This is a genomic window from Bacteroidia bacterium, from assembly GCA_019695265.1.
Taxonomy (GTDB): domain Bacteria; phylum Bacteroidota; class Bacteroidia; order JAIBAJ01; family JAIBAJ01; genus JAIBAJ01.
In genome coordinates this window covers 1-21445 of the sequence record JAIBAJ010000013.1, presented here as the reverse complement: position 1 = coordinate 21445, position 21445 = coordinate 1, and the positions used below count along the sequence as shown (strand labels likewise).

Sequence of the window (21445 nt, the reverse complement as noted above, 5' to 3'; positions counted from 1 at the left end):
GAATTAACTTGCAGTGAAAGCATTTTCTTAAGCTAATTGATAGAATTATTGGATTAATCCCAAAATTGTCAATAAAAATTTTAAACTACGTTTCGAGACAAGTGTTAGTAAGGCTTTCAAGTAATTTTTACCGAGAGAACATTATGTAATATCAATTTATATATTAGTTTTCTTATGTAAAATTGTTATAACATAATGTATCCTCGGCATATTCCTAAGTTTGAAAGAAAACCTAACTAACACTAGCTCGGGATTAACCCAAATCATCCCACATCCCATCGCGCTTGTCATTTGTTCACTTCGTTTCAAATGACAATTTTGGGTTAATATAGATTTTTTATTTGCATGTTATTTTGAATTATCTTTCGCATGTAAATGTGTCGTTTCGTCTTTTTTTGTTGCATATTGGTATTGTTTTGTGCTAAGAGTTATTCTCAGCTTAGAATTAATGAATATTGTCCCATCAATTCCGAACTTGAAGACGAATCGGGTGATAATGAACCTTGGCTTGAACTCGTTAATTCTGCTGAAACAGCGATAAGTACTTCGGGTTATTTTCTTTCCAATCATCCGGATTTTCAATCTGCCTGGGAGTTGCCTTCTTTTCAGGTTCCTGCTCATGCGGTCTTTTTAGTGTTTTTGTCGGGTAAAACCAATTCACCCAATGAGCTGCATTCCGCTTTTGAAGTTGAATCGAGGGATGAAACAATTTATCTTTTTCACGCCGGTGAGGGCATACTGGATCAGGTTAGCGGTAAGAGTTTACAACCAAACCACAGCATAGCCAGAATACCTGGTGAATTTGGACCATTTCGAATAGTTGAAACACCAAGTCCTAACCAAGCTAACCATAATACCCGCTATTTTAAGGCTTATTGTGAAGCAGTAAGAACCAGTCGCATGGGTGGGTTTTATCCAAATGGGGTCAAGCTTCATCTTTTGCCTACTTCCCGCCCATACCGCAGTGTTTATACCAGAAATGGCTCGAAGCCCTTGCTAAACGGTACCATTTTCCCGGATGAATTGGAAGTTAATACCAATACCAGTTTTAGAATTCGTAATTTTCCCATGTCTGAGACTGATAGTTTGCTGCCTTCTGAAGAATGGGTTGAAACCTATTGGGTTGAAACTCACCCTCCTTTGACAGTCATTTCTCTTACTACCGATTCAGCCTATTTTTTTAGCCCTGATTCGGGCATTTTTATTACAGGTCCCAACGCTTCACCGGATTATCCATACTACGGTGCTAATTTTTGGCAAGATTGGAAAGTGCCATTGCATTTGGAGTTTTTTGAAAGCAATGGAAGAAAAAGGTTGGATCAATGGGTAGATGCCGAAATTCATGGAGGTTCACAAAACCGAACCAAACCAATGAAAAGCCTTCACCTGGAGGCTAAAACAGCTTATGGAAACAACCGCATGGTTTGTCGTTTCTTTCCTGATTTATCTGCAGTTCGTTTTAAAAGCCTGGTGCTTCGAAATGGAAGTGGAGACTTCAATAAACTGCATTGCCGGGATGAAGCAGTACATTCCCTGCTTATCAAGGCTAAAATGGATTTGGATCTTAACCCCTATCGGGCAACTAAAGTATATTTCAATGGACAATTTTTGGGTTTGTACAATTTACGAGAGAAAATTGACAAACATTTCTTAAACGAACACTATCCGGAAATTGATAAAGAAAACCTGGATCTACTGGAAGAAGACCAATTAGCCTGGGAAGGTGATTTTGAAAATTGGAATCAATTGTTTGCCTTTATTCAAAACCAAGATCTTGCTCAATCATGGGTGTTCGATTCGGTAAGTAAACAGTTAGATATTAGTAATTTTATTGATTACTTCATTGCCGAGACTTTTTTTTCAAATATTGATTGGCCTAACAACAACATGAAGTATTGGCGGGAGCGAAAGCCCGGTGCAAAATGGCGTTATCTTCCCATCGATTTTGACATATCCCTTGGTAATATTGGCTGGGCCCCGGCTAACTACAATATGTTTAAGCGAATGTTTGAATATATAGGCTTATCTAACAAGCAAATTTTTATTTTAAATGAATTGCTCAAAAATCAGGGCTTTCGTAACCGTTTTATAAACCGGTATGCCGATGCCATGAACGCATGGTTTAAGGTGGAGAATTTGCTAAGTCATACCCAAGCCTGTTTGAATACTATTCGAACCGAAATGCCTCTGCAGTTTCAAACCTGGGGAGGCTCTATGCAAAGCTGGCAAGCTGAGTTTGATACGATGGCTTTTCCTTATATTCAGCAAAGAACCGATTTTGCCCGCGAGCATCTTCGGGATTATTTTCAGCTTCAACAGCCCTATCCTTTGCAATTGGATTGTGTGCCCGAACTAGGGGGAACTTTCGATCTGAACAGTCTTCAAGGTCTTGAACATGGTTGGAATGGATTGTACTTTCAGGAAGTCCCAATTACAATTAAAGCAGTTGCAAAACCAGGCTTTCAATTTCTTTCTTTTCGTGTACAAAATGATAGTTCCGGCACTTTTTATACAGATAGCATTCAACTTCAATCCAATACCCAACTTAAGGTTCAGGCCATTTTTAGGCCTTTGGATGAAAAGGTGAAGCTTTTTATCTATCCCAATCCGATAGCAAATGGTTACATTCATGCGGTTTGGGAGCATGAGCCGGAAGATTCGGAATGGGTGGAAGTTTATAACAGCGTTGGACAAAGGCAGTCAGCTCATATTTACCAAGCGGAAATTGGTTTTAACGAGGTTTCTTTTAATGTATCCAATTGGCCGTCAGGAATTTATACAATACGATGCGGCGGTGTTTCGGGTAAATTTTGTAAAGTTTCGCCCTAGTTCCCAAGTAGGGATTGGTGTTTTCAATTGGGAAATTAGGTTTTACAGGTATAGCTGATCGATTATAATTTTTTATTTTACTAGGCGGGCCCCCTCCGCCTAACAACCTTTTTGCAAAACCCAAAAAGCTTGCAAAGGCGTTCGGGTCACGCTATCGGCTGTAGTCCAAGCCAACTCCGCTAAATCGCTGTGTTGGCTTGGAGCTACTTGCCTCTATCGTTGCCCGAGGTGCCACCTCGAATAGTAATGCCAATTTTAATTTATAAATAGTCCGAAGGCTTTTATAAATTTAGATTGGTAAGTACCGAGGATACAAAATGTTAGTCCGATTTTTTCAAGAAAATTTAAGCATAAAATTGGACTATACATTTTGTCCATTCGGTATAAATGCCGAGTATACAGAATGTTAGGCCAATTTTCTCAATAAAAATTAATACCTAAAATTGGACTAAACATAATGTACATTCGGTATAATTTTTGATCCAACTTGCTATGGTATCTAATCCTTTTCTGCAATTGGGAGTATTTTCCAACCTCGGCTTAACTGCCACGGTAATTTACCAAGGTTTATTCTTATTGAGTCAGTATGGGTTTGCACCCTCGGGCAACGATAGAGGCAAGTAGCCCACAGGACCCCTACGGCTTTAGCCTAGGGGGACGAGGACTACAGCCGAAAGCGTGACCCGAAACCCGGTGCAGAAAATAGAAGATAGGGCAGTTGCCAGAGTAGGGTTGAGGGGGCCCGCCAAACCTTAATGAAATTCCTAAAAGCCTAAAAAAACAGTTGAAAGAGAAGTTTAGGCTTGCATTAATTTTTGCAGAATTTCAATTGCTGCTAAGGGGATATTGGTTCCCGGACCGAAAATTCCGGCAACACCACGTTGTTCCAAATAGGTATAGTCTTGCTTAGGAATTACGCCTCCTGCCACCACCAGAATATCGGGGCGGCCCAACTTTTTTAATTCTTCAATAACTTCGGGAACAAGGGTTTTATGGCCACCTGCCAAGCTGGATACACCTAGCACGTGCACATCGTTTTCGGCTGCTTGCAACGCCACTTCTTCCGGGGTTTGAAACAAGGGTCCGATGTCCACATCAAATCCAATATCAGCAAAGGAAGTAGAGATAACTTTTGCACCGCGGTCGTGGCCGTCTTGTCCCATTTTTGCCACCAAAATACGGGGGCGGCGACCTTCTTTTTCTGCAAAAGTATTGGCAAGGGTGCGGGCGTTTTGGAAGTCGGTATTTTGAGGCATTTCCATGGAATATACACCTGAAATGGAGCGGATTGTAGCGGAATAACGGGTAAAGACCTTTTCGCAGGCCATGCTAATTTCGCCGAGTGTGGCGCGTTTGCGTGCAGCGTCAACGGCCAATTCCAGCAGGTTACCTTGACCTGACCGGCAAGCTTGAGTAATTGCTTCCAGGGCTTTTTCAACTTCGGCCGTGTTTCGTTTGGATTTGGTTTGTTGAAGACGTGCAAGTTGGTTTTCGCGGACGGCTTGGTTATCCACTTCTAACACATCGAGTTGGGTTTGTTCTTCGACCTTGTATCGATTAACTCCAACAATAATGTCTTTACCGCTATCGATTCGGGCTTGACGTTTAGCAGCGGCTTCTTCAATTCTCATTTTAGGCACTCCGGCTTCAATCGCTTTAGCCATCCCACCGAGGGTTTCAACTTCTTCCATGAGCAATCGGGCTTTGTTCATCAGTTCGTTGGTAAGGTTTTCCACATAGAGCGAACCGCCCCAGGGGTCGATAGCCTTGGTGATATAAGTTTCTTCTTGAAGGTATAATTGGGTATTTCGGGCAATTCGGGCAGAGTAATCGGTTGGTAGAGCGATGGCTTCATCGAGGGCGTTGGTGTGCAAGGATTGGGTTCCACCTAATGCGGCAGCCATAGCTTCAATGCAGGTGCGAGCTACGTTGTTGTAGGGGTCTTGTTCGGTAAGGCTCCATCCGGATGTTTGGCAATGGGTTCGGAGGGGTAATGATTTTTCGCTTTGTGGATTAAACTGTTGAACCAATTCAGCCCATAAAACACGTCCGGCTCGTAGTTTGGCAATTTCGAGGAAATGATCCATTCCGATTGCCCAAAAGAAGGAAAGTCGGGGTGCAAATTCATCGATTTTTAATCCGGCTGCCAAACCTGTACGGATGTATTCTAATCCATCGGCCAGGGTATAGGCTAATTCAATTTCTGCTGTTCCGCCGGCTTCATGGATGTGATAACCGGAAATACTGATGCTGTTAAACTTGGGCATGTGTTTGGAGGTGTACTCAAAAATATCACCAATAATTTTCATGCTGGGTTTAGGCGGGTAGATATAGGTATTCCGAACCATGAATTCTTTCAGAATATCGTTTTGAATGGTTCCTGAAAGTAGGTTAGGGCTAATGCCTTGTTCTTCTGCCGCCACAATATAAAAAGCCATGATGGGCAAAACGGCTCCATTCATGGTCATGGAAACTGACATTTTATCGAGCGGGATTTGGTCGAAGAGTATTTTCATATCTTCTACTGAATCAATGGCTACACCTGCTTTACCAACATCGCCGGTTACTCTGGGATGGTCGCTATCGTATCCGCGGTGAGTAGCCAAATCGAATGCAACGGAAAGTCCCATTTGTCCGGCAGCCAAATTACGGCGGTAAAAGGCGTTGCTTTCTTCGGCAGTACTAAAACCGGCATATTGACGAACAGTCCAGGGCTTTACCAAATACATGGAAGCATAAGGTCCACGGAGGTAAGGCGGTAGTCCGGCAGGCATACTGTTAGGTTTTGCCGTAGTGTTCTGACCGGGGTTTTTCGGAAAGGAGGTTTGTAGTTTCAGTTCGCTTAACTTCACGATGGGGTAATTTCAAGCAAAATAAAGGATTTCAAGCATTGGAAGCTTGAAAAATTATCCTTTTCCTTTCAATTGAAACCAAGGTTTCTCCGGAAAGATCAGGGGAAAGTTGGAAGATAATTGTAAGTATTAAACCGGGATTTGATTCGCCAGGGGGTTTAAAATTGACAAGGCCTGTTTAGGGTTTAATAGAAAAAGTGGTTGAAATGGAAAGGGAGGGGCTTATAAGGCGGAGGGGTTATAGAATTTGGAAAGCAATTCGAACAGACGGTCTGAATGAAAGGGTTTGCTCATGTAATCGGTAAATTCTTGGGCTATTTCGGCTTCCAATTCACTTTCTGCATTGGCTGAAAGGGCAATGATAGGGATGTTCTTTTTGATGGGGTCGTTGAGTTGTCGAATGGCTTTTAAGGCTTCGTAACCATCCATCACAGGCATGTGCAAATCCATGAGTACAATATCGTAATTACCAGATCCTACTTTTTCAAAAGCTTCTCGACCATTTTTGGCAACCTGAACTTTGCATTTCCAACCTTCCAATACCCGTTTAGCCAGGATAACATTGATGGTATTGTCTTCGGCCAACAAAACCCTCATACCGATTAAATCTTTGATGTTGGGTGCAAATTCTGTTTTATCTACTTCGGTCTGGGGTTGTTCAACCTTTTGGAAGGAAATGGTAAAATAGAAGGTACTTCCTTCGCCCGGAATACTTTCCAGCCAAATTTTGCCGCCTTGCAATTCGACTAATTTTTTCGAAATGGAGAGCCCTAGTCCGGTTCCACCATATTTACGGCTAGTACCTTCATCGGCCTGACTAAAAGATTCGAAAATACCGGCTTGTTTATTTGGAGGAATTCCAATACCGGAATCTTGTACATAAAACTCTACTTCCAATTCTTTAGCATCCTCACGAATTTGCTTGTAGCCAATATCTATTTGACCTTTGTGAGTAAATTTAACGGCATTGCCTAACAGGTTGCTGATAATTTGGTTGAATCGTATTTCATCACCTGATATAAAGCGAATAGGAGTTTCAGGTTCATGTAAGCGAGTAACTATTCCTTTTTCAGATGCTTTGGATGAAAATAGGTTAACCATATTGGAAACCTGTTTTTGAAGGTTAAATGGTCTAAGTTCGAAGGTGATTTTTCCGGATTCGATTTTGGAGTAGTCCAAAACATCGTTTATCAAACCAAGTAGGTGTCGGGTTGAAAATTGGATAATATCGAGGTATTCTTTTTGGTCGGGCCTTGGATGTTCTTTGGCCAATAAATCAGTGAAGCCAATAACGGCGTTCATAGGGGTTCTGATTTCATGGCTCATCACCGATAGGAATTCTGATTTTGCCCTGGCAAGTTTTTCAGCACTTTCCTTTTCCTGTTTCAGTTTGATTTCGGCTTGAATTCTACCGGTAATATCTAGTCCGATACCTATGGTTTCGCTAATTTTTTCACCGGGTTTTTCTAATCCCACCTCATGCAGATTAATCCAATGATAAGAGCCGCTTCGGCCCTTCAAGCGCATTTCGGTTACTATTTTAGATGCATTTCCTATGGTACGTTGAACATCCAGGTAATCAATTAAATGGAGATCTTCGGGGTGAATGAGGGTGAATATTTGCTTAGGAAATTGATTGATTTCTTCCTTTTTGTAACCGATTAACTCCTCGAAGAAGGAATTCATATAGGTTAGTTTACCTGTATTCCGGTTGAATTGGTAAATAAGACATGGAATAGCCTCTTTTAAGGTTTCGATAAAATTCGCTGATTCTTGCAATTCCTTTTCATAATTGAGTTGCAAGGTGATGTCTTGTCCTCGAATGGTAACCCCTGTTATTTCTGATTTGGCATTTATAATCGGGTTAAAGGTGTATTGAATATGGGAATTTGTGTAGGAGTTATAAAAGGTTTCTTGAAAGGTTTCTCCTCTCAGGGCTCTTTCGTATAGCTTTCTCCATTTTTGATTTTCCTCATTGGTATAATACAAATTGAAAATCATATCGCCACGTTCGGGTGCTTTTCCTGTTATACGTTCAATGGTTTCGGAAAATGCTTTATTAGCGGTGATATAACAGAAGTTTAAATCCAATGACCAAATAATATCGGATGTAGAATCAACAATGGCTCTCAGGTTGTCTTTCCCTGTAGAAATAATTTCTTCTTTATGTTTTGCATCGGTTATGTCTAAATAAACGCCAAAAATTCGGATGGGTTTTCCGTTTTCGTTTAGTGCGCTGGTTCCTTTTATTTTTAAGAATTTGGTTTCACCTTGAACAGTCACAATGCGGTGGTCTAAATCTACCCCTTGAATCAATTGCTCGTAATTACTCAGTTTGCTAAGAACAGTTTCTAAGTCTTCGGGATGAATAAAGGATTTTAATCGTTCGGAAGAAATGGGTAAATCGCTTGGTTTTAAACCTAGAATTTCAGCAAAAACCCGATTGCCTTTCACTTCTCTTTTTTCTAAATCTATGGTCCACACCCCAACGTTGGCACCATTGGTGGCAATTTCGAGGGTTTCGCTTAATTCCTGTAATTCAGCAGTTCGTTCTTTAACTAGTTTTTCTAGGTTCTGATTAATTTTTTCAAGGGAACTTTCGGCCACAATTCGCTGCGAGTCTATTCGATTGGTTTGGTAGGTGACATAAGCAATGAAAAGGAAATTTGTTAGGATGATGGAAATAGTAAAGAGTTCAATAGCAAAGCTTGCCGAAATGATGTTTAATCTGAAAAAGCCTAACCAAATGAAACCTAATACCAGTGAGCAGATAAAACTTAAAACAAATAGGCGGATAGCCATCTGGTTTCCAAGCCCTTCTCCTTCAAAAATGGAATTGATACCCAAGTTTGGAAAAGCCAAAGAGCCGGCCCCGGAGAATAGGAAAACCACAGCAGCCGTATGAAAGGCCATGGAATTATAGGCCGAAATGCCATAAAGCCAAGGAACTTTAAAAAAATGCCCCAACAAGGCAACTAGTGAAATTAGGGTTGCCAAATGCAAACCCCATTGCAATCCTATTCGAATAAATTTATTCTGACATGGCAGGCCATAAATGAAAGCGCCCATCAATAGCATGCAAAAAGAAGTTGTAGTGGCCATACGGCCTGGAGTATTACTGCCTAGCAGTCTGGAATTGTTGTCTGGAATCAGAAATTCATCAATCCCAAAATTGAAACCATAATAATCCTCAATCAACGATAAAATTCCAATGGCTATTGGAACGATTGAACAAGCTACTACCCAATGGTTTTTGTAAGGGAATCGGGCCAGGTATAGCATCAAGCCTATTCCACAAAACAGAAAGCCAAAGGCGGAATTGACTTTCATGGTGCTTATTCCAAGTATTCCGCATTTAAGTAAATTAATATCCCAAACCCAACCGGCTAATACTAGCAGGCTTGCTATTACCGTTGCCATTCCGGTATAAAACAAGACTTTGGTATACATGGTTATAGTGGTGGGATAAAGGGAATTATTCCGGCCTCAAAGTTCAAAAAATATCTTTATTATTTATAAAAATTAAGACGAAAACAGAAGAAAGCAGCACGAAGTCCATTCTGGCTTATCTTCGCAGGCTTAATTTGTAGACCAATACATGTCCTATTCTCGTATTAACACCCTCTTGGGTTGGATTGTTTTTGCCATTGCAACTGCTGTTTATGGCCTCACTGTTGAACCTTCCGTTAGCTTTTGGGATTGTGGAGAGTTTATCGCCTCTTCCTATAAACTTCAGGTGGGTCACCCTCCCGGAGCCCCCTTATTTATGATGATAGGAAGGGTGTTTTCTCTCTTTGCATCAGGCCCGGATAAGGTGGCATTGTGGATTAACTTTTGCTCAGCTTTGTGTAGTTCTTTCACCATACTATTCCTTTTTTGGACTATCACAGCTTTTGCAAAAAAAATTGCCCAACGCGAAATGGAAGATGGTCAGGAATTTTCCTTGGCTCAAAAAGTTGCCATTTTCGGTAGCGGCTTAGTAGGCTCCCTCGCCTATACTTTTTCGGATAGTTTTTGGTTTTCAGCAGTGGAAGGGGAAGTTTATGCCATGTCTTCTTTCTTTACCGCAGTAGTATTTTGGGCTATTATGAAATGGGAAAGTGTGGCCGATGAGCCTCACTCCAACCGTTGGTTAATTCTGATAGCCTATTTAATGGGATTATCTGTTGGTGTTCACCTTTTAAATTTGCTTTGTATTCCGGCTATTACCTTTGTTTTTTACTACAAAAAATTCCAACCTACCCGCACCGGATTTATTTACGCTACCCTGGCAGCCCTCGGATTGTTGGTGTTTATACAATATGGGGTTATTCCGGGTACTGTAGTGCTGGCATCGAAGTTTGAGTTGTTTTTTGCTAATACCTTGGGTATGGGCTTTAATAGTGGTTTATGGGCCTTTATTTTGGTAGTTATTGCTTCTTTGTCCTATGGCTTATATTATACCCAAACGAAAGAACTGCAATTGGCTAATACCGCTATTCTTTGCTTAACTGTTATTTTAATTGGTTATTCAAGTTATGCCTTGATTGTGGTTCGTTCCAATGCCAATCCTCCAATGAATGAGAATGCACCGAACAATGCCTTTGCTTTGTTAAGTTACCTCAATCGGGAACAATATGGCGACCGCCCTTTGCTTTACGGACAGTATTACAATACTCCGTTGGATATCGATTATGAAGCCCAAGAATACCGCTATGAAGACGGTACTCCAACCTATGTTCAAGTGGTAGAAAATGGAAAGGAAAAGTATGTAATTGGTGATGATAGAAAAGGAACTATTCCGGTTTATGACCCTAAATATTGTACCTTCTTTCCCAGGATGTACTCTAACCAGAAAAGCCATATTTCCGCCTATAAAAGTTATGGTCATATTAAAGGACGTAAAGTATTTACCAATCGCCCCGATGTGGAAGACCCTCTGGTTTTGCCAACCTTTGGTGAAAATCTGACTTTCTTTTTTTCCTACCAAATAACTCATATGTATTTGCGATATTTTATGTGGAATTTTGCCGGACGCCAAAATGATATTCAAGGAAATGGATCTATTTTGGAAGGTGGATGGATTTCAGGTATTGATTTTATTGATAATATCAGCGCAGGACCTCAGAATAATTTATCTCCCAATTTGAAAAATTCCAGAGCCCGTAATACCTTGTTTATGCTTCCGCTGATTATTGGTTTATTGGGTTTGTATTTCCAATTTACTAAAGATGCCCGTGATGGTTGGGTGGTTTTGCTTCTTTTCTTATTTACCGGTTTGGCTATTGTTGTTTATTTGAACCAATATCCGTATCAACCACGTGAAAGGGATTATGCCTATGCCGCTTCGTTTTATGCCTTTTGCATTTGGGTAGGTTTGGGTATGTATGCACTATACGAAATGTTGGGTTCAACAATTTCTAAAAATACGGCTGCTTTGGCGGCATTCGCTATTACCTTCCTGGGTGGACCCGTGTTGATGGCAAAAGAAGAATGGAATGATCACGATCGTTCCGGAAAATATACGGCCAGAGATTTTGCTGCCAATTACCTCAATAGTTGTGCTCCTAATTCCATTTTGTTTACCAACGGAGACAATGATACCTTCCCACTCTGGTATGCACAGGAAGTGGAAGGAGTCCGCACCGATATCCGGGTGGTTAACTTGAGCCTCCTGGGTACCGAATGGTATATTGACCAAATGAAGCGTAAGGTTTATGAGTCAGAGCCTTTACCCTTAACTATGAAGGAGGAAGATTACCACAACGGTAACAGGGATTTTGTACAAATAAACCCACAGGATTCAAGTTGGTATAAAATTACCGATGTAATGGAATTTATACTTAGCAATGCCCCCGAATCCAAAGTGACCATGGGTAAAAAGCAATTGCCATATTGTCCAACCCGCTACATTTCTGTTCCGGTTGATACAGCGTTGGTTAGAAAAAATGGAACTATTACTGAACTCAATGGAGATAGCCTGGTTACTGAATTGAAGTGGGTTTTAAAAGGAAATTACCTGCTCAAGAATGATCTGGCAGTTATGGATATCATTGCCCATAATAATTGGAAAAGACCAATCTACTTTGCTATCACAGTTGGAGGCGACGGCTTTATGAACCTGGAGGATTATTTTCAATTGGAAGGTTTGGCTTATCGCTTGGTTCCTGCAGTCGCAAAACGCAAAGATGGTATGCCGGGCAGAGTAGCTGCTTCCATTATGTACGAAAACGTGATGAATAAATTCAAATGGGGAGATATGAAAAATCCTAATTTGAACATCGACCCGGAAACCATGCGTATGACTACCGGCTTGCGCCTCAATTTAAACAGATTGGCCGAACAATTAATGGCAATTGGTGAAAAGGATAAAGCCTTGAAAGTGTTGGATAAATCTATGGAGGAAATGCCCGATGAAACCATTCCTTACAATTTTATTTCCATTGGGGTAGCTGAAAATTACTATAAATTGGGTCAGCCGGAAAAAGCAAATGCCATTTTGAAACGCTTAGCCACTATCAATGAACAGGATTTGAAGTACTACCTCAGCCTAAGTAACAAATACTTTGTAAACCTGGAAACAGATGCCCAACAAAGTATGTCTATCTTGGCTCGTACCGTTTCTCTTGCCCAAGAAAATAATCAGGAAAAACTGGCTAAAGAGTTGAACCAAAGTTTTAACGCAGTTGAAGGATTGTATCGTTCTAAATTTGGAAACGGTATGCAATAATTCATGTAGACTAATTTAAAATTAAGATTTCAGTCTCTTGAAACGTTTATCCTTTACCACCTACATTCTCATTGGACTGGCTTTGGGAATTGGTATTGGTTGGATGTCGCCTAGCGTTGGATTGGAATTGAAGATTTTGTCAGACATTTTTCTGAAACTGATAAAAACCATTATTTCCCCATTGCTATTTGGCACCTTGGTGGTGGGCATAGCCGGACATTCCGACATTAAACAAGTAGGAAGGATGGGGCTGAAAGCATTGGTGTATTTTGAAGTAGTTACTACCCTGGCCTTATTTATCGGTTTGGCCGCTATCAATATTACTCGCGCCGGTGATGGTGCCATAGTGCCCCAAGGTGCTGAAGCACTGCCCGAAGTGAAAAGTCAAACCTGGCAAGAAATCCTACTCCATACCTTCCCTGATAATATTGCTAAAGCCATTGCCGAAGGACAAGTATTGCAGGTGGTGGTTTTTTCCATTTTATTTGGAATAGCATTAGCCATGGTGAAGAAGGAATTGGCGGCACCCATGTTGCATTTTGCCGAAAGCCTCACCGAAGTAATGTTTCGGTTTACTGAGCTGGTCATGTATTTGGCTCCTCTAGCCGTAATGGGCGCCATTTCGTATACGGTTTCTAAGTTTGGTTTTGATATTTTTGGTAACCTGATTAAGTTGTTGCTAACCTTGTATGGGGCCTTGGTAGCCTTTGTAATATTGGTTTTATTGCCAATTGCTTTGTATTTTAAAATTCCAATTAAAAAGTTTGCAAAAGCAGTTGCCGAACCGGTTTCATTGGCTTTTGCCACCGCCAGCAGCGAAAGTGCTTTGCCTAAGGCTATGCACGCTATGGAAAAAATCGGTGTTCCTCGAAAAGTAGTTGCCTTTGTGCTGCCTACCGGTTATAGCTTTAATTTAGATGGTACTACCTTGTACCTTTCTCTGGCATCGGTTTTTGTGGCACAAGCCGCCGGCGTTGAGCTAAGTTTTAGCCAGCAAATGGTAATGGTTTTTACCTTAATGCTAACTAGTAAAGGAGTAGCCGGAGTACCCCGGGCTTCCCTGGTAATCTTATCCGGTACTGTTGCTTCCTTTAACCTTCCACCTGAACCCATTCTTATCATTTTAGGTATCGATACCTTTATGGATATGGCCCGAACTGCGGTAAATGTTTTGGGTAATTGTCTTGCTTCGGCTGTTGTAGCTCGTTTGGAAGGTGAATTTGAAAAGGAATAATTCCGGGTAATCTCCGGTTTTCACCTATTTTCTGTTTCTTAAATTACATTAGTAATTGCCGATGCAAAAGCTGTTTAGGCAAATTAGTATGATGCAAATTTGGACTATAACAGATTTGAAATCGGCTTAAGGAATAAATACAGCTACAGGTGGGGTGATAACCGTTGGTTGAGGTTGCGTCTCGGGCAACGATAGAGGCAAGTAGCTCCAAGCCAACGCAGCGTTTAGCGGAGTGGGCTTGGACTACAGCCGAAAGCGTGACCCGAACGCCCCTGCAAGGTTTTTGGATTTGCAGGATTTTAGTTTGGCGGAGGGGGCCCGCATACTAGAAATAAAAACATAAATTCCAGTCATCTAATTTGACTTTTTCTAACACACTGGACGGGCGAATCGAATGATTGATTTCTCCTTATTTATCTGCCAAGTAATTCCAAGCAGCAAAACATGGTTTTTGAAATTCACTCGAACTGCTTCCAATTTTGCTCTTTCTCCTCCGGCTTCCGGTGCTGGTTTTGCTTGGAATAATTTGAATCTCAATCCGCTACTTATACTCTGCCCGGGTTGGTTTTCCAATTCAATTTGAAACTTTTCTTTTCAACTTGTGGTTAAGATAGAAAATTGATGCAAAAGAAAATTACAAATCTAGCGAAAATTCGCTGAACAAATAAAATTCTCTATATATTTGTACACCCAAATTTAACCATGTCCACATCTACCACCGTTCAAGGAGTCGACATCAAAGCGGCTCTTTCCCCTGATTACCTTGAAATTTTAACTCCGGAAGCCCTTCAATTTGTGGCCGAACTTCACCGTAAGTTTAATGGCCGTAGAAAAGAGTTACTCCATTCCAGAGAACTCAGACAAGCCAAATTAAATGCCGGTGAATTGCCTAATTTCCTCGAAGAAACCGCAGCAATTCGAAATTCAGAATGGACAGTGGCTCCAACACCGGCCGATCTCCTCGACCGCAGAGTGGAAATTACCGGACCGGTGGATCGTAAAATGATTATCAATGCCTTAAACAGCGGTGCTAAAGTGTTTATGGCCGATTTTGAAGATAGCAATTCTCCAACATTTTCAAATAACATCGACGGACAAATCAACCTCCGCGATGCCGTTCGTAAAACCATTTCCTTCTCAAACCCTGATGGAAAGAAATACCAACTCCAGGATTCCATTGCCACCCTCGTGGTTCGTCCACGGGGATGGCACTTGGTTGAAAAACATGTGCTAATTGATGGCGAAGTTTGTTCAGGTTCGCTTTTCGACTTCGGTTTGTACTTCTTCCACAATGCTAAAGAGTTACTTTCAAGAGGCAGCGGACCTTATTTCTACTTGCCTAAAATGGAAAGTCATCTCGAGGCTCGCCTGTGGAACGATGTGTTTGTTTTCTCCCAGGATTATTGCCAGGTTCCGCAAGGTTCCATCCGTGCTACCGTGCTTATCGAAACCATCCTGGCAGCCTTCGAAATGGATGAAATTCTCTATGAATTGCGCAACCACATGGCCGGACTAAACTGCGGTCGCTGGGATTACATCTTTTCCTTCATTAAAAAGTTTAGCCGTCGCCCCGATTTTATCCTGCCCGATCGAATTCAAGTTACCATGGCTACCCACTTTATGAATAGTTATTCCCTGTTGGCCATTAAAACCTGTCATAAACGAAATGCGCATGCCATTGGTGGTATGTCGGCCTTTATTCCGGTAAAAAATGATGAAGTTGCCAATGCCAATGCTTTTGCCAAGGTTCGCCAGGATAAAGAAAGAGAAGCCAACAATGGACATGATGGAACCTGGGTAGCTCACCCCGGATTGGTGCCTGTAGCCATGGAAATCTTTAACCGTATAATGCCTCAGGCCAATCAAAAGGATAAAAAACTCGAAAACATTTCCATTACTCAAGCCGATTTGCTTCAAATTCCCGATGGAACCATCACCGAAGAAGGTTTCCGCGCTAATATCGATGTGGCTATTCAATACCTCGAAGCTTGGCTGCGTGGCAGTGGCTGCGTGCCATTGTATAACCTCATGGAAGATGCCGCAACCGCCGAAATTAGTCGTGCCCAAGTGTGGCAATGGGTTCGCCACCAAGCTAAACTAGCCGATGGCAGAACCATAACCAAAGAGCTTTACCAAGCTATTCTTCCTAATCAAATAGAGAAAATCAAAGCCCTTGTCGGTGAAGAAAAATTCAACCAGGGAAAATTCAAACAAGCCATTCAACTGTTCGATCAACTGGTGGTTTCCGATGATTTTTCCGAATTCCTAACCCTGGGCGCTTACGATTTAATAGATTAAGTTTTTACACTGATGAAATGCCCGTGTTCTCCTTTACTTTTCTTTAATCCGGCTTAAGCCTCCTTGGCATGCAGCATCAGTAACCCCACTCAAACCGTATCATTTAAACCAATCCTCAACAATAATCAACTCCAAATCATCCATTAATTCCTTAACAACAATTCAAATGACTAAACAAGAAAAAATCGAAGCCCTTATTAAAGATTGGGCAACCAACCCTCGCTGGAAAGGTATCGAACGCCCTTACACTGCCGAAGAGGTAATTACCCTTCGCGGAAGCTACGATATCGAGTATACCATCGCGCGTCAAGGTGCAGATCGTTTGTGGAATAAACTAAATTCTCAACCCTTCGTAGCCGGGTTAGGTGCTCTTACAGGTAACCAAGCCGTGCAAGAAGTTGCTGCCGGACTGGAAGCAATTTACTTGAGCGGATGGCAAGTAGCTGCCGATGCCAACCTTGCCGGTGAAATGTATCCCGACCAAAGTTTGTATCCTGCCGACAGCGTTCCTGCCGTGGTTCGTCGAATTAATAAATCCTTGTTAAGAGCCGATCAAATTCAATCCGTTTCCGGCGATGGCGATAAACATTGGTTAGTGCCTATCGTTGCCGATGCGGAAGCCGGTTTTGGTGGAAATCTGAACGCTTTCGAATTGATGAAACAAATGATCGAAGCAGGTGCCGCAGGTGTTCATTTCGAAGACCAATTGTCATCCGCTAAAAAATGTGGACACTTGGGTGGAAAAGTGTTGGTTCCTACTCAAGAAGCCATCAACAAATTAATCGCTGCTCGTTTGGCTGCCGATGTAATGGGTGTTCCTACCTTGTTGGTTGCCCGTACCGATGCCGATGCCGCTAATTTAATTACTTCCGATATCGATGACCGCGATAAACGCTTCATCACCGGCGAACGTAGCTCCGAAGGTTTCTTCTATGTAAATTGCGGTTTGGAGCAATCCATCGATCGTGGTTTAAGTTATGCACCTTATGCAGACCTTATCTGGATGGAAACCGGTAAACCTGATATCGAAGAGGCAAAAGCATTTGCACAAGGTATCCATGCTCGTTACCCTGGCAAAATGTTGGCCTACAACTGCTCGCCTTCATTTAACTGGGCTTCTAAATTAAGCGTGGCTGAAATGGAAACTTTCCGCGAGCGTTTGGCCGAACTTGGTTTCAAATTCCAGTTTATTACCTTGGCCGGTTTCCATGCGCTAAATACCAGTATGTTCGAATTGGCGAGCGCTTACCGTAAGCGTGGTATGGCCGGATATAGCGAGCTTCAACAAAAAGAATTCGCACTTCAGGCCGAAGGTTTTAAAGCAGTTAAACACCAATCATTCGTTGGAACAGGTTATTTCGATGCCGTTCAAAACGTGGTTAGCCGCGGTCTCGCTTCTACAGGTGCTCTTAAAGGAAGTACCGAAGAGGAACAATTCCACTAATTCTTTAACTAAATTTTCAAACGCCTTATCGACTTAGGTTGGTAGGGCGTTTTTTTTATGCGGGCCCCCTTCCGCCCAATACAGGAAGTGCAAATTTTTATATTAAAACTCTTGGGCGTTCGGGTCACGCTTTCGGCTGTAGTCCTCGTCCCCCTAGGCTAACGCCATAGTGGTCCTGTGGGCTACTTGCCTCAATCGTTGCCCGGGGTGCAAGTCCAATTGGCCTCTCCTTGATCCTGAGAATTACATAGGCCTGTAAGAATGCAAAAGCTGATTTGTCAAAATAAGGCCAAGTTTAATTAAAATAAACAGCTTTAGCTATCGGTATTGTTCTTTAGTTTGGGATGAATTAAAGGGGTGATTTTCACTGCCAACAAACCTCATTATTCTTGTTTAATCCGGAAATTATCGCCTAATTATTTTAGTTCATGCCTCTGTTTAAACTATTGACAGTAAATTAATGTCTATTGTGCTGATTGTTAAGTGATAAGTATACTTTTGCAATCGTTTCCCCAAACAAAATGAATTGTATTAAATTTGGTAATAAGGTAAAGAATGTCGAAGCGTTATCTGGTATTAGCCTTGGTTGCTCTGGTTTCCTTTGGTTTGGGGTTTGGGTTAAATGAATTAGTTAGAACTAAAAGGTCTAATCATAATGCAGTTGGCCCCGTTAAAGTTGAAAAACGTCAATCGGGTTTTAAGTTTATTAATCCTATTTTGGAATGTCAGTCTCTTCAAAATGTGGAGCCTCCTACCATTATTAAATTAAAAGCCGATTTAAATGCCCTTGTTGATCAAGTGAAGAAAGATGGAAAAGCAACTCAAATCTCGGTTTATTTCCGCGATCTAAACAACGGACCAATTATCGGAATTGATCAAGAGGCAGCATATGCTCCGGCAAGTCTGTTGAAAGTGCCAATTTTGATTGCTGTTTTTAAGGAGGATGAAACTAACCCGGGGTTTCTGCAAAAGAAATTCAAGTACGATCATGTTACCGATCCCACCATGCAAGCGAATATCGTAGATTCGGTTTCAATGAAGTTGGGAAATAGTTATTCCATGTTGGATTTGGTTGAAAGAATGATTATTCATTCCGACAACGAGGCAAAAGGACTTATTGTTGAAAATATCCCGGAAGCCAATTTGGTTCAGGTTCATAAAGAGTTAGGTATCGTTGTACCGGGTGTCCGGGGAGTTTCTGATTTTATGACAGTTCGGGATTATTCCACCTTTTTCCGGATTTTATACAATGGTACCTACCTCACCCATGAGCATTCTGAACTGGCTCTCGAAATATTGTCTAAGACTACCTTCAATAAAGGGATTAAAGCCGGAATTGACGATCCATTGGCTTTGGTTGCTCATAAATTTGGCGAACGCGGCTTGCCCGAAATAAACCAAATGCAACTTCATGATTGTGGTATTGTTTATTGCAACGGACATACCTATTTGCTTTCCGTAATGACCAAGGGAAAAGATTTTGACCAATTGGCTAAAGTAATCGCCCAAATTTCTAAGTTGGTTTTTGATAGGGTAGGAAGATAATGGGTGACTAAGAACCAATTTCTTTTTTCTAAAATTAACTAACAAAACAGATACAAGTGCCCTTTCAGGCTTTGTTTTAGTTTTTTTATAACGGCTAATGTTATTTTTATACCCGAAATTAAGCAATAGGAGGATTCCCAATCCGAACTACTTGATTTAGTTGGGGTTACCCCTCCAGAAGCATTTCGGGAAGAGGTTGTTTTCAGTTTTCATAAGAAATTGAAATACAAATTCTTAATTCGTTTGTGCCTTGTTAATGCGCAATCTGGGATTATTCTAGTCTGGGCTTGATTTATGATTATTTTAGCATCCAATGTTAACTAAATCCATACCATTCAATAAACCATATTTTACAGGTAAGGAGCATGGCTTTATTTCTGAGGTTCTGGCTTCGGGACAAATAGGCTCAAAAGGCAAATTTACCGACCGTTGTCAAAGCTTCTTTGAAGAAAGGTATGGTTTCAGGAAATGTTATTTAACTAATTCTTGTACCAATGCCTTGGAAATGGCTGCCATGGTATTGGAATTAGAACCTGGAGATGAAATTTTAGTTCCTGCTTTTACCTATGTTTCAACGGCTAATGTATTTGAAAGCAAAGGATTAAAAGTGGTTTTAATAGATTCAGGTTCTTCCCCTAACATGGATTTGTCCCTTTTGGAAGCCGCAATTACCCCTCGAACAAAGGCTATTGTAGTAATGCATTATTCTGGTATTGCATGTGACATGTTTAATTTGCTTGAATTATGTCAAAGCAGAAAGCTTTGGTTGATTGAAGATGCTGCAACTTGTGTGGATGCATTTTACATTGGAGTGAATAATTTAAAAAGGGCTCTTGGTTCCTTCGGACATGTTTCAACGTTTTCATTTCATCACACAAAGAATATTACTTCAGGTGAAGGTGGAATGCTGGTTGTAAATGACCCTGACTTAATATCCAGTGCTGATTTGATTTGGGACAGAGGTACCAATAGGAATGCCTTTTTGAAAGGTGATGTATCTTCTTATAATTGGATTGGATCTGGAGGTTCTTTTGCTCCTTCCGAATTAATTTCAGCCTTTTTATGGGCTCAATGTCTTGAATTAGATTTTATTCAAACCAAAAGAAAATTGATCTGGGAATACTATTGGAATGCATTTAACAATTTGGCAAATCTTCGCGATTTTATTTTGCCTTGTATTCCATCTTTTGCCTCCATTAATTGGCATTCTTTTTATTTAATTGGCGCGGATAAAGCGATTTCAGATTATTTGATTCAAGAAATGAAACGCAACGGAATTCAGTTAGCCCGACATTACCAAAACCTCGGAGATAGTCCTTACATTAAATCTAAAAAGCAGGATTTCAAATATCCCAATGCCCAACATTTTTCGGAGAATCTAATCCGTTTGCCACTTTTTGTTGGATTAAGTGAGCCGGAATTGGAAGATATGATTATTTTGATAAAAAAGGTACTTAAATGAAATTATAATCAAAATCTAATTTGATTGTATTTGTTTTAAAGTATCTAAAATTCATAACTAATTGATTGAAATATTAAATCTTTGCTACTAGTTAAATACCAAAAACCGGGGATTTCAGTTATTGTCATAAAAAGGTAAATTTTTGCGAGTCCTTTTTGATTTTATCCATTTAAAGACATATTCAGTCGGACTGAACTGCATTTTTTGACTTGGTTGTCACTTTCTGTATTTTTTGAATTAATTCTAATTTTTTGATTTAATTCATTGATAATTAATGTTTTACTTTGAATGCAGCCCGAGTGTGGTAATTTTTTATTAATTTCTTCTTTTAGGATTATAGATAAGACTTTTTTGTGAAAATTTTTTAAAGTAAGTTTCTGGCTATGGATTAGTAAGTAGTTGATATAAAAATATTTAAAATGAAATTTTCATAACGAAGTATTTCTTTAAGAATTTGTCTTACAAGTTGAAAAGTTGAATGTTTCTAACGCAATTCAATTTTTTTTTGGAATTGTCAGATTACTTTCATAACATTGGCTAGCATAAATCCAAAGGCAATTTCTTAAATTATTTTTTGTATTGGTATGATTTTGGTCAGCTTTACTTAATGCTTTTTGGATTTGTTTATTTGGTTTAATGGTTCTTTAAAATTAGCGTTTACCCTAACAAATCATTGTTGCACTATTTAACGATGTATTAATTAACAAACTTATCTTTATGTATATGAGAAAAAGTTCTACAAATTTACTTCCGGCAAAGGCATTCCTTGTGTTTACGCTGATTTTGGCTTCCCTATTTCCGAAATTAACTTGGGCTCAGTGTAATGTGGTAAACTCCGGAACTGCTGCGGCCCCCACCTGTAGTTCACAATCATTGAGTCTTGCAGCCGGACAATCCTATAACGTTGCTTACACCAGTGGTGTTTTTTATCAATTTTCATTCACAAACAATGCCCAATCAAATGGATTTTGCGTAAATGGAACTCATTATACAGGTAACCCTACTTACCTTAATACACTAAACGGGGCCCTCGCAACAGGTATTTACCGTAGTACTGGAACCTGGTCTGGGA

General features: G+C 40.6%; 10 protein-coding genes. 8 read left to right on the top strand and 2 right to left on the bottom strand.

The genetic code is table 11. The features are described 5' to 3' along the window. Positions 1–405 precede the first annotated feature (405 nt). Complete coding sequence (locus tag K1X82_03745; GenBank protein MBX7181204.1) at positions 406–2829, top strand: CotH kinase family protein; 2424 nt, start codon at positions 406–408, stop codon at positions 2827–2829. A 797-nt stretch (positions 2830–3626) separates the two neighbouring features. Here K1X82_03745 and scpA read toward each other — a convergent pair. Together scpA and K1X82_03735 are read right to left on the bottom strand one after the other, a co-directional pair. After that, a complete protein-coding gene (scpA, locus tag K1X82_03740) occupies positions 3627–5603 on the bottom strand; it encodes a methylmalonyl-CoA mutase (protein MBX7181203.1) in 1977 nt (658 codons plus the stop codon). A 300-nt stretch (positions 5604–5903) separates the two neighbouring features. After that, the gene (locus tag K1X82_03735) at positions 5904–9131 is read right to left on the bottom strand and encodes a PAS domain S-box protein (protein MBX7181202.1); all 3228 of its coding nucleotides are present in this window, start codon (positions 9129–9131) and stop codon (positions 5904–5906) included. A gap of 148 nt (positions 9132–9279) precedes the next feature. On the opposite strand from K1X82_03735, the gene K1X82_03730 reads away from it, so the two are divergent. The 7 genes from K1X82_03730 to K1X82_03700 form a co-directional block, all read left to right on the top strand. Then, a complete protein-coding gene (locus K1X82_03730) occupies positions 9280–12390 on the top strand; it encodes a DUF2723 domain-containing protein (protein ID MBX7181201.1) in 3111 nt (1036 codons plus the stop codon). Positions 12391–12427: 37 nt separating this feature from the next. Next, positions 12428–13624 carry a cation:dicarboxylase symporter family transporter gene (locus K1X82_03725; protein MBX7181200.1) on the top strand — a complete coding sequence of 399 codons (1197 nt, stop codon included), beginning with the start codon at positions 12428–12430 and terminating at the stop codon, positions 13622–13624. A 702-nt stretch (positions 13625–14326) separates the two neighbouring features. Continuing rightward, positions 14327–15922: a malate synthase A gene (gene aceB, locus K1X82_03720; protein MBX7181199.1), complete on the top strand. Its 1596-nt coding sequence runs from the start codon at positions 14327–14329 to the stop codon at positions 15920–15922. A 166-nt stretch (positions 15923–16088) separates the two neighbouring features. Then, complete coding sequence (aceA, locus tag K1X82_03715; protein MBX7181198.1) at positions 16089–17366, top strand: isocitrate lyase; 1278 nt, start codon at positions 16089–16091, stop codon at positions 17364–17366. Positions 17367–17921: 555 nt separating this feature from the next. Continuing rightward, positions 17922–18911, top strand: a complete 990-nt coding sequence (locus K1X82_03710) for a class A beta-lactamase-related serine hydrolase (protein ID MBX7181197.1) — start codon at positions 17922–17924, stop codon at positions 18909–18911. Positions 18912–19224: 313 nt separating this feature from the next. After that, positions 19225–20373: a dTDP-4-amino-4,6-dideoxygalactose transaminase gene (gene rffA / locus K1X82_03705; protein MBX7181196.1), complete on the top strand. Its 1149-nt coding sequence runs from the start codon at positions 19225–19227 to the stop codon at positions 20371–20373. 723 nt (positions 20374–21096) lie between these two features. Beyond that, positions 21097–21445 (top strand): hypothetical protein (locus K1X82_03700; protein ID MBX7181195.1); only part of this gene is annotated, 349 nt, incomplete at its 3' end.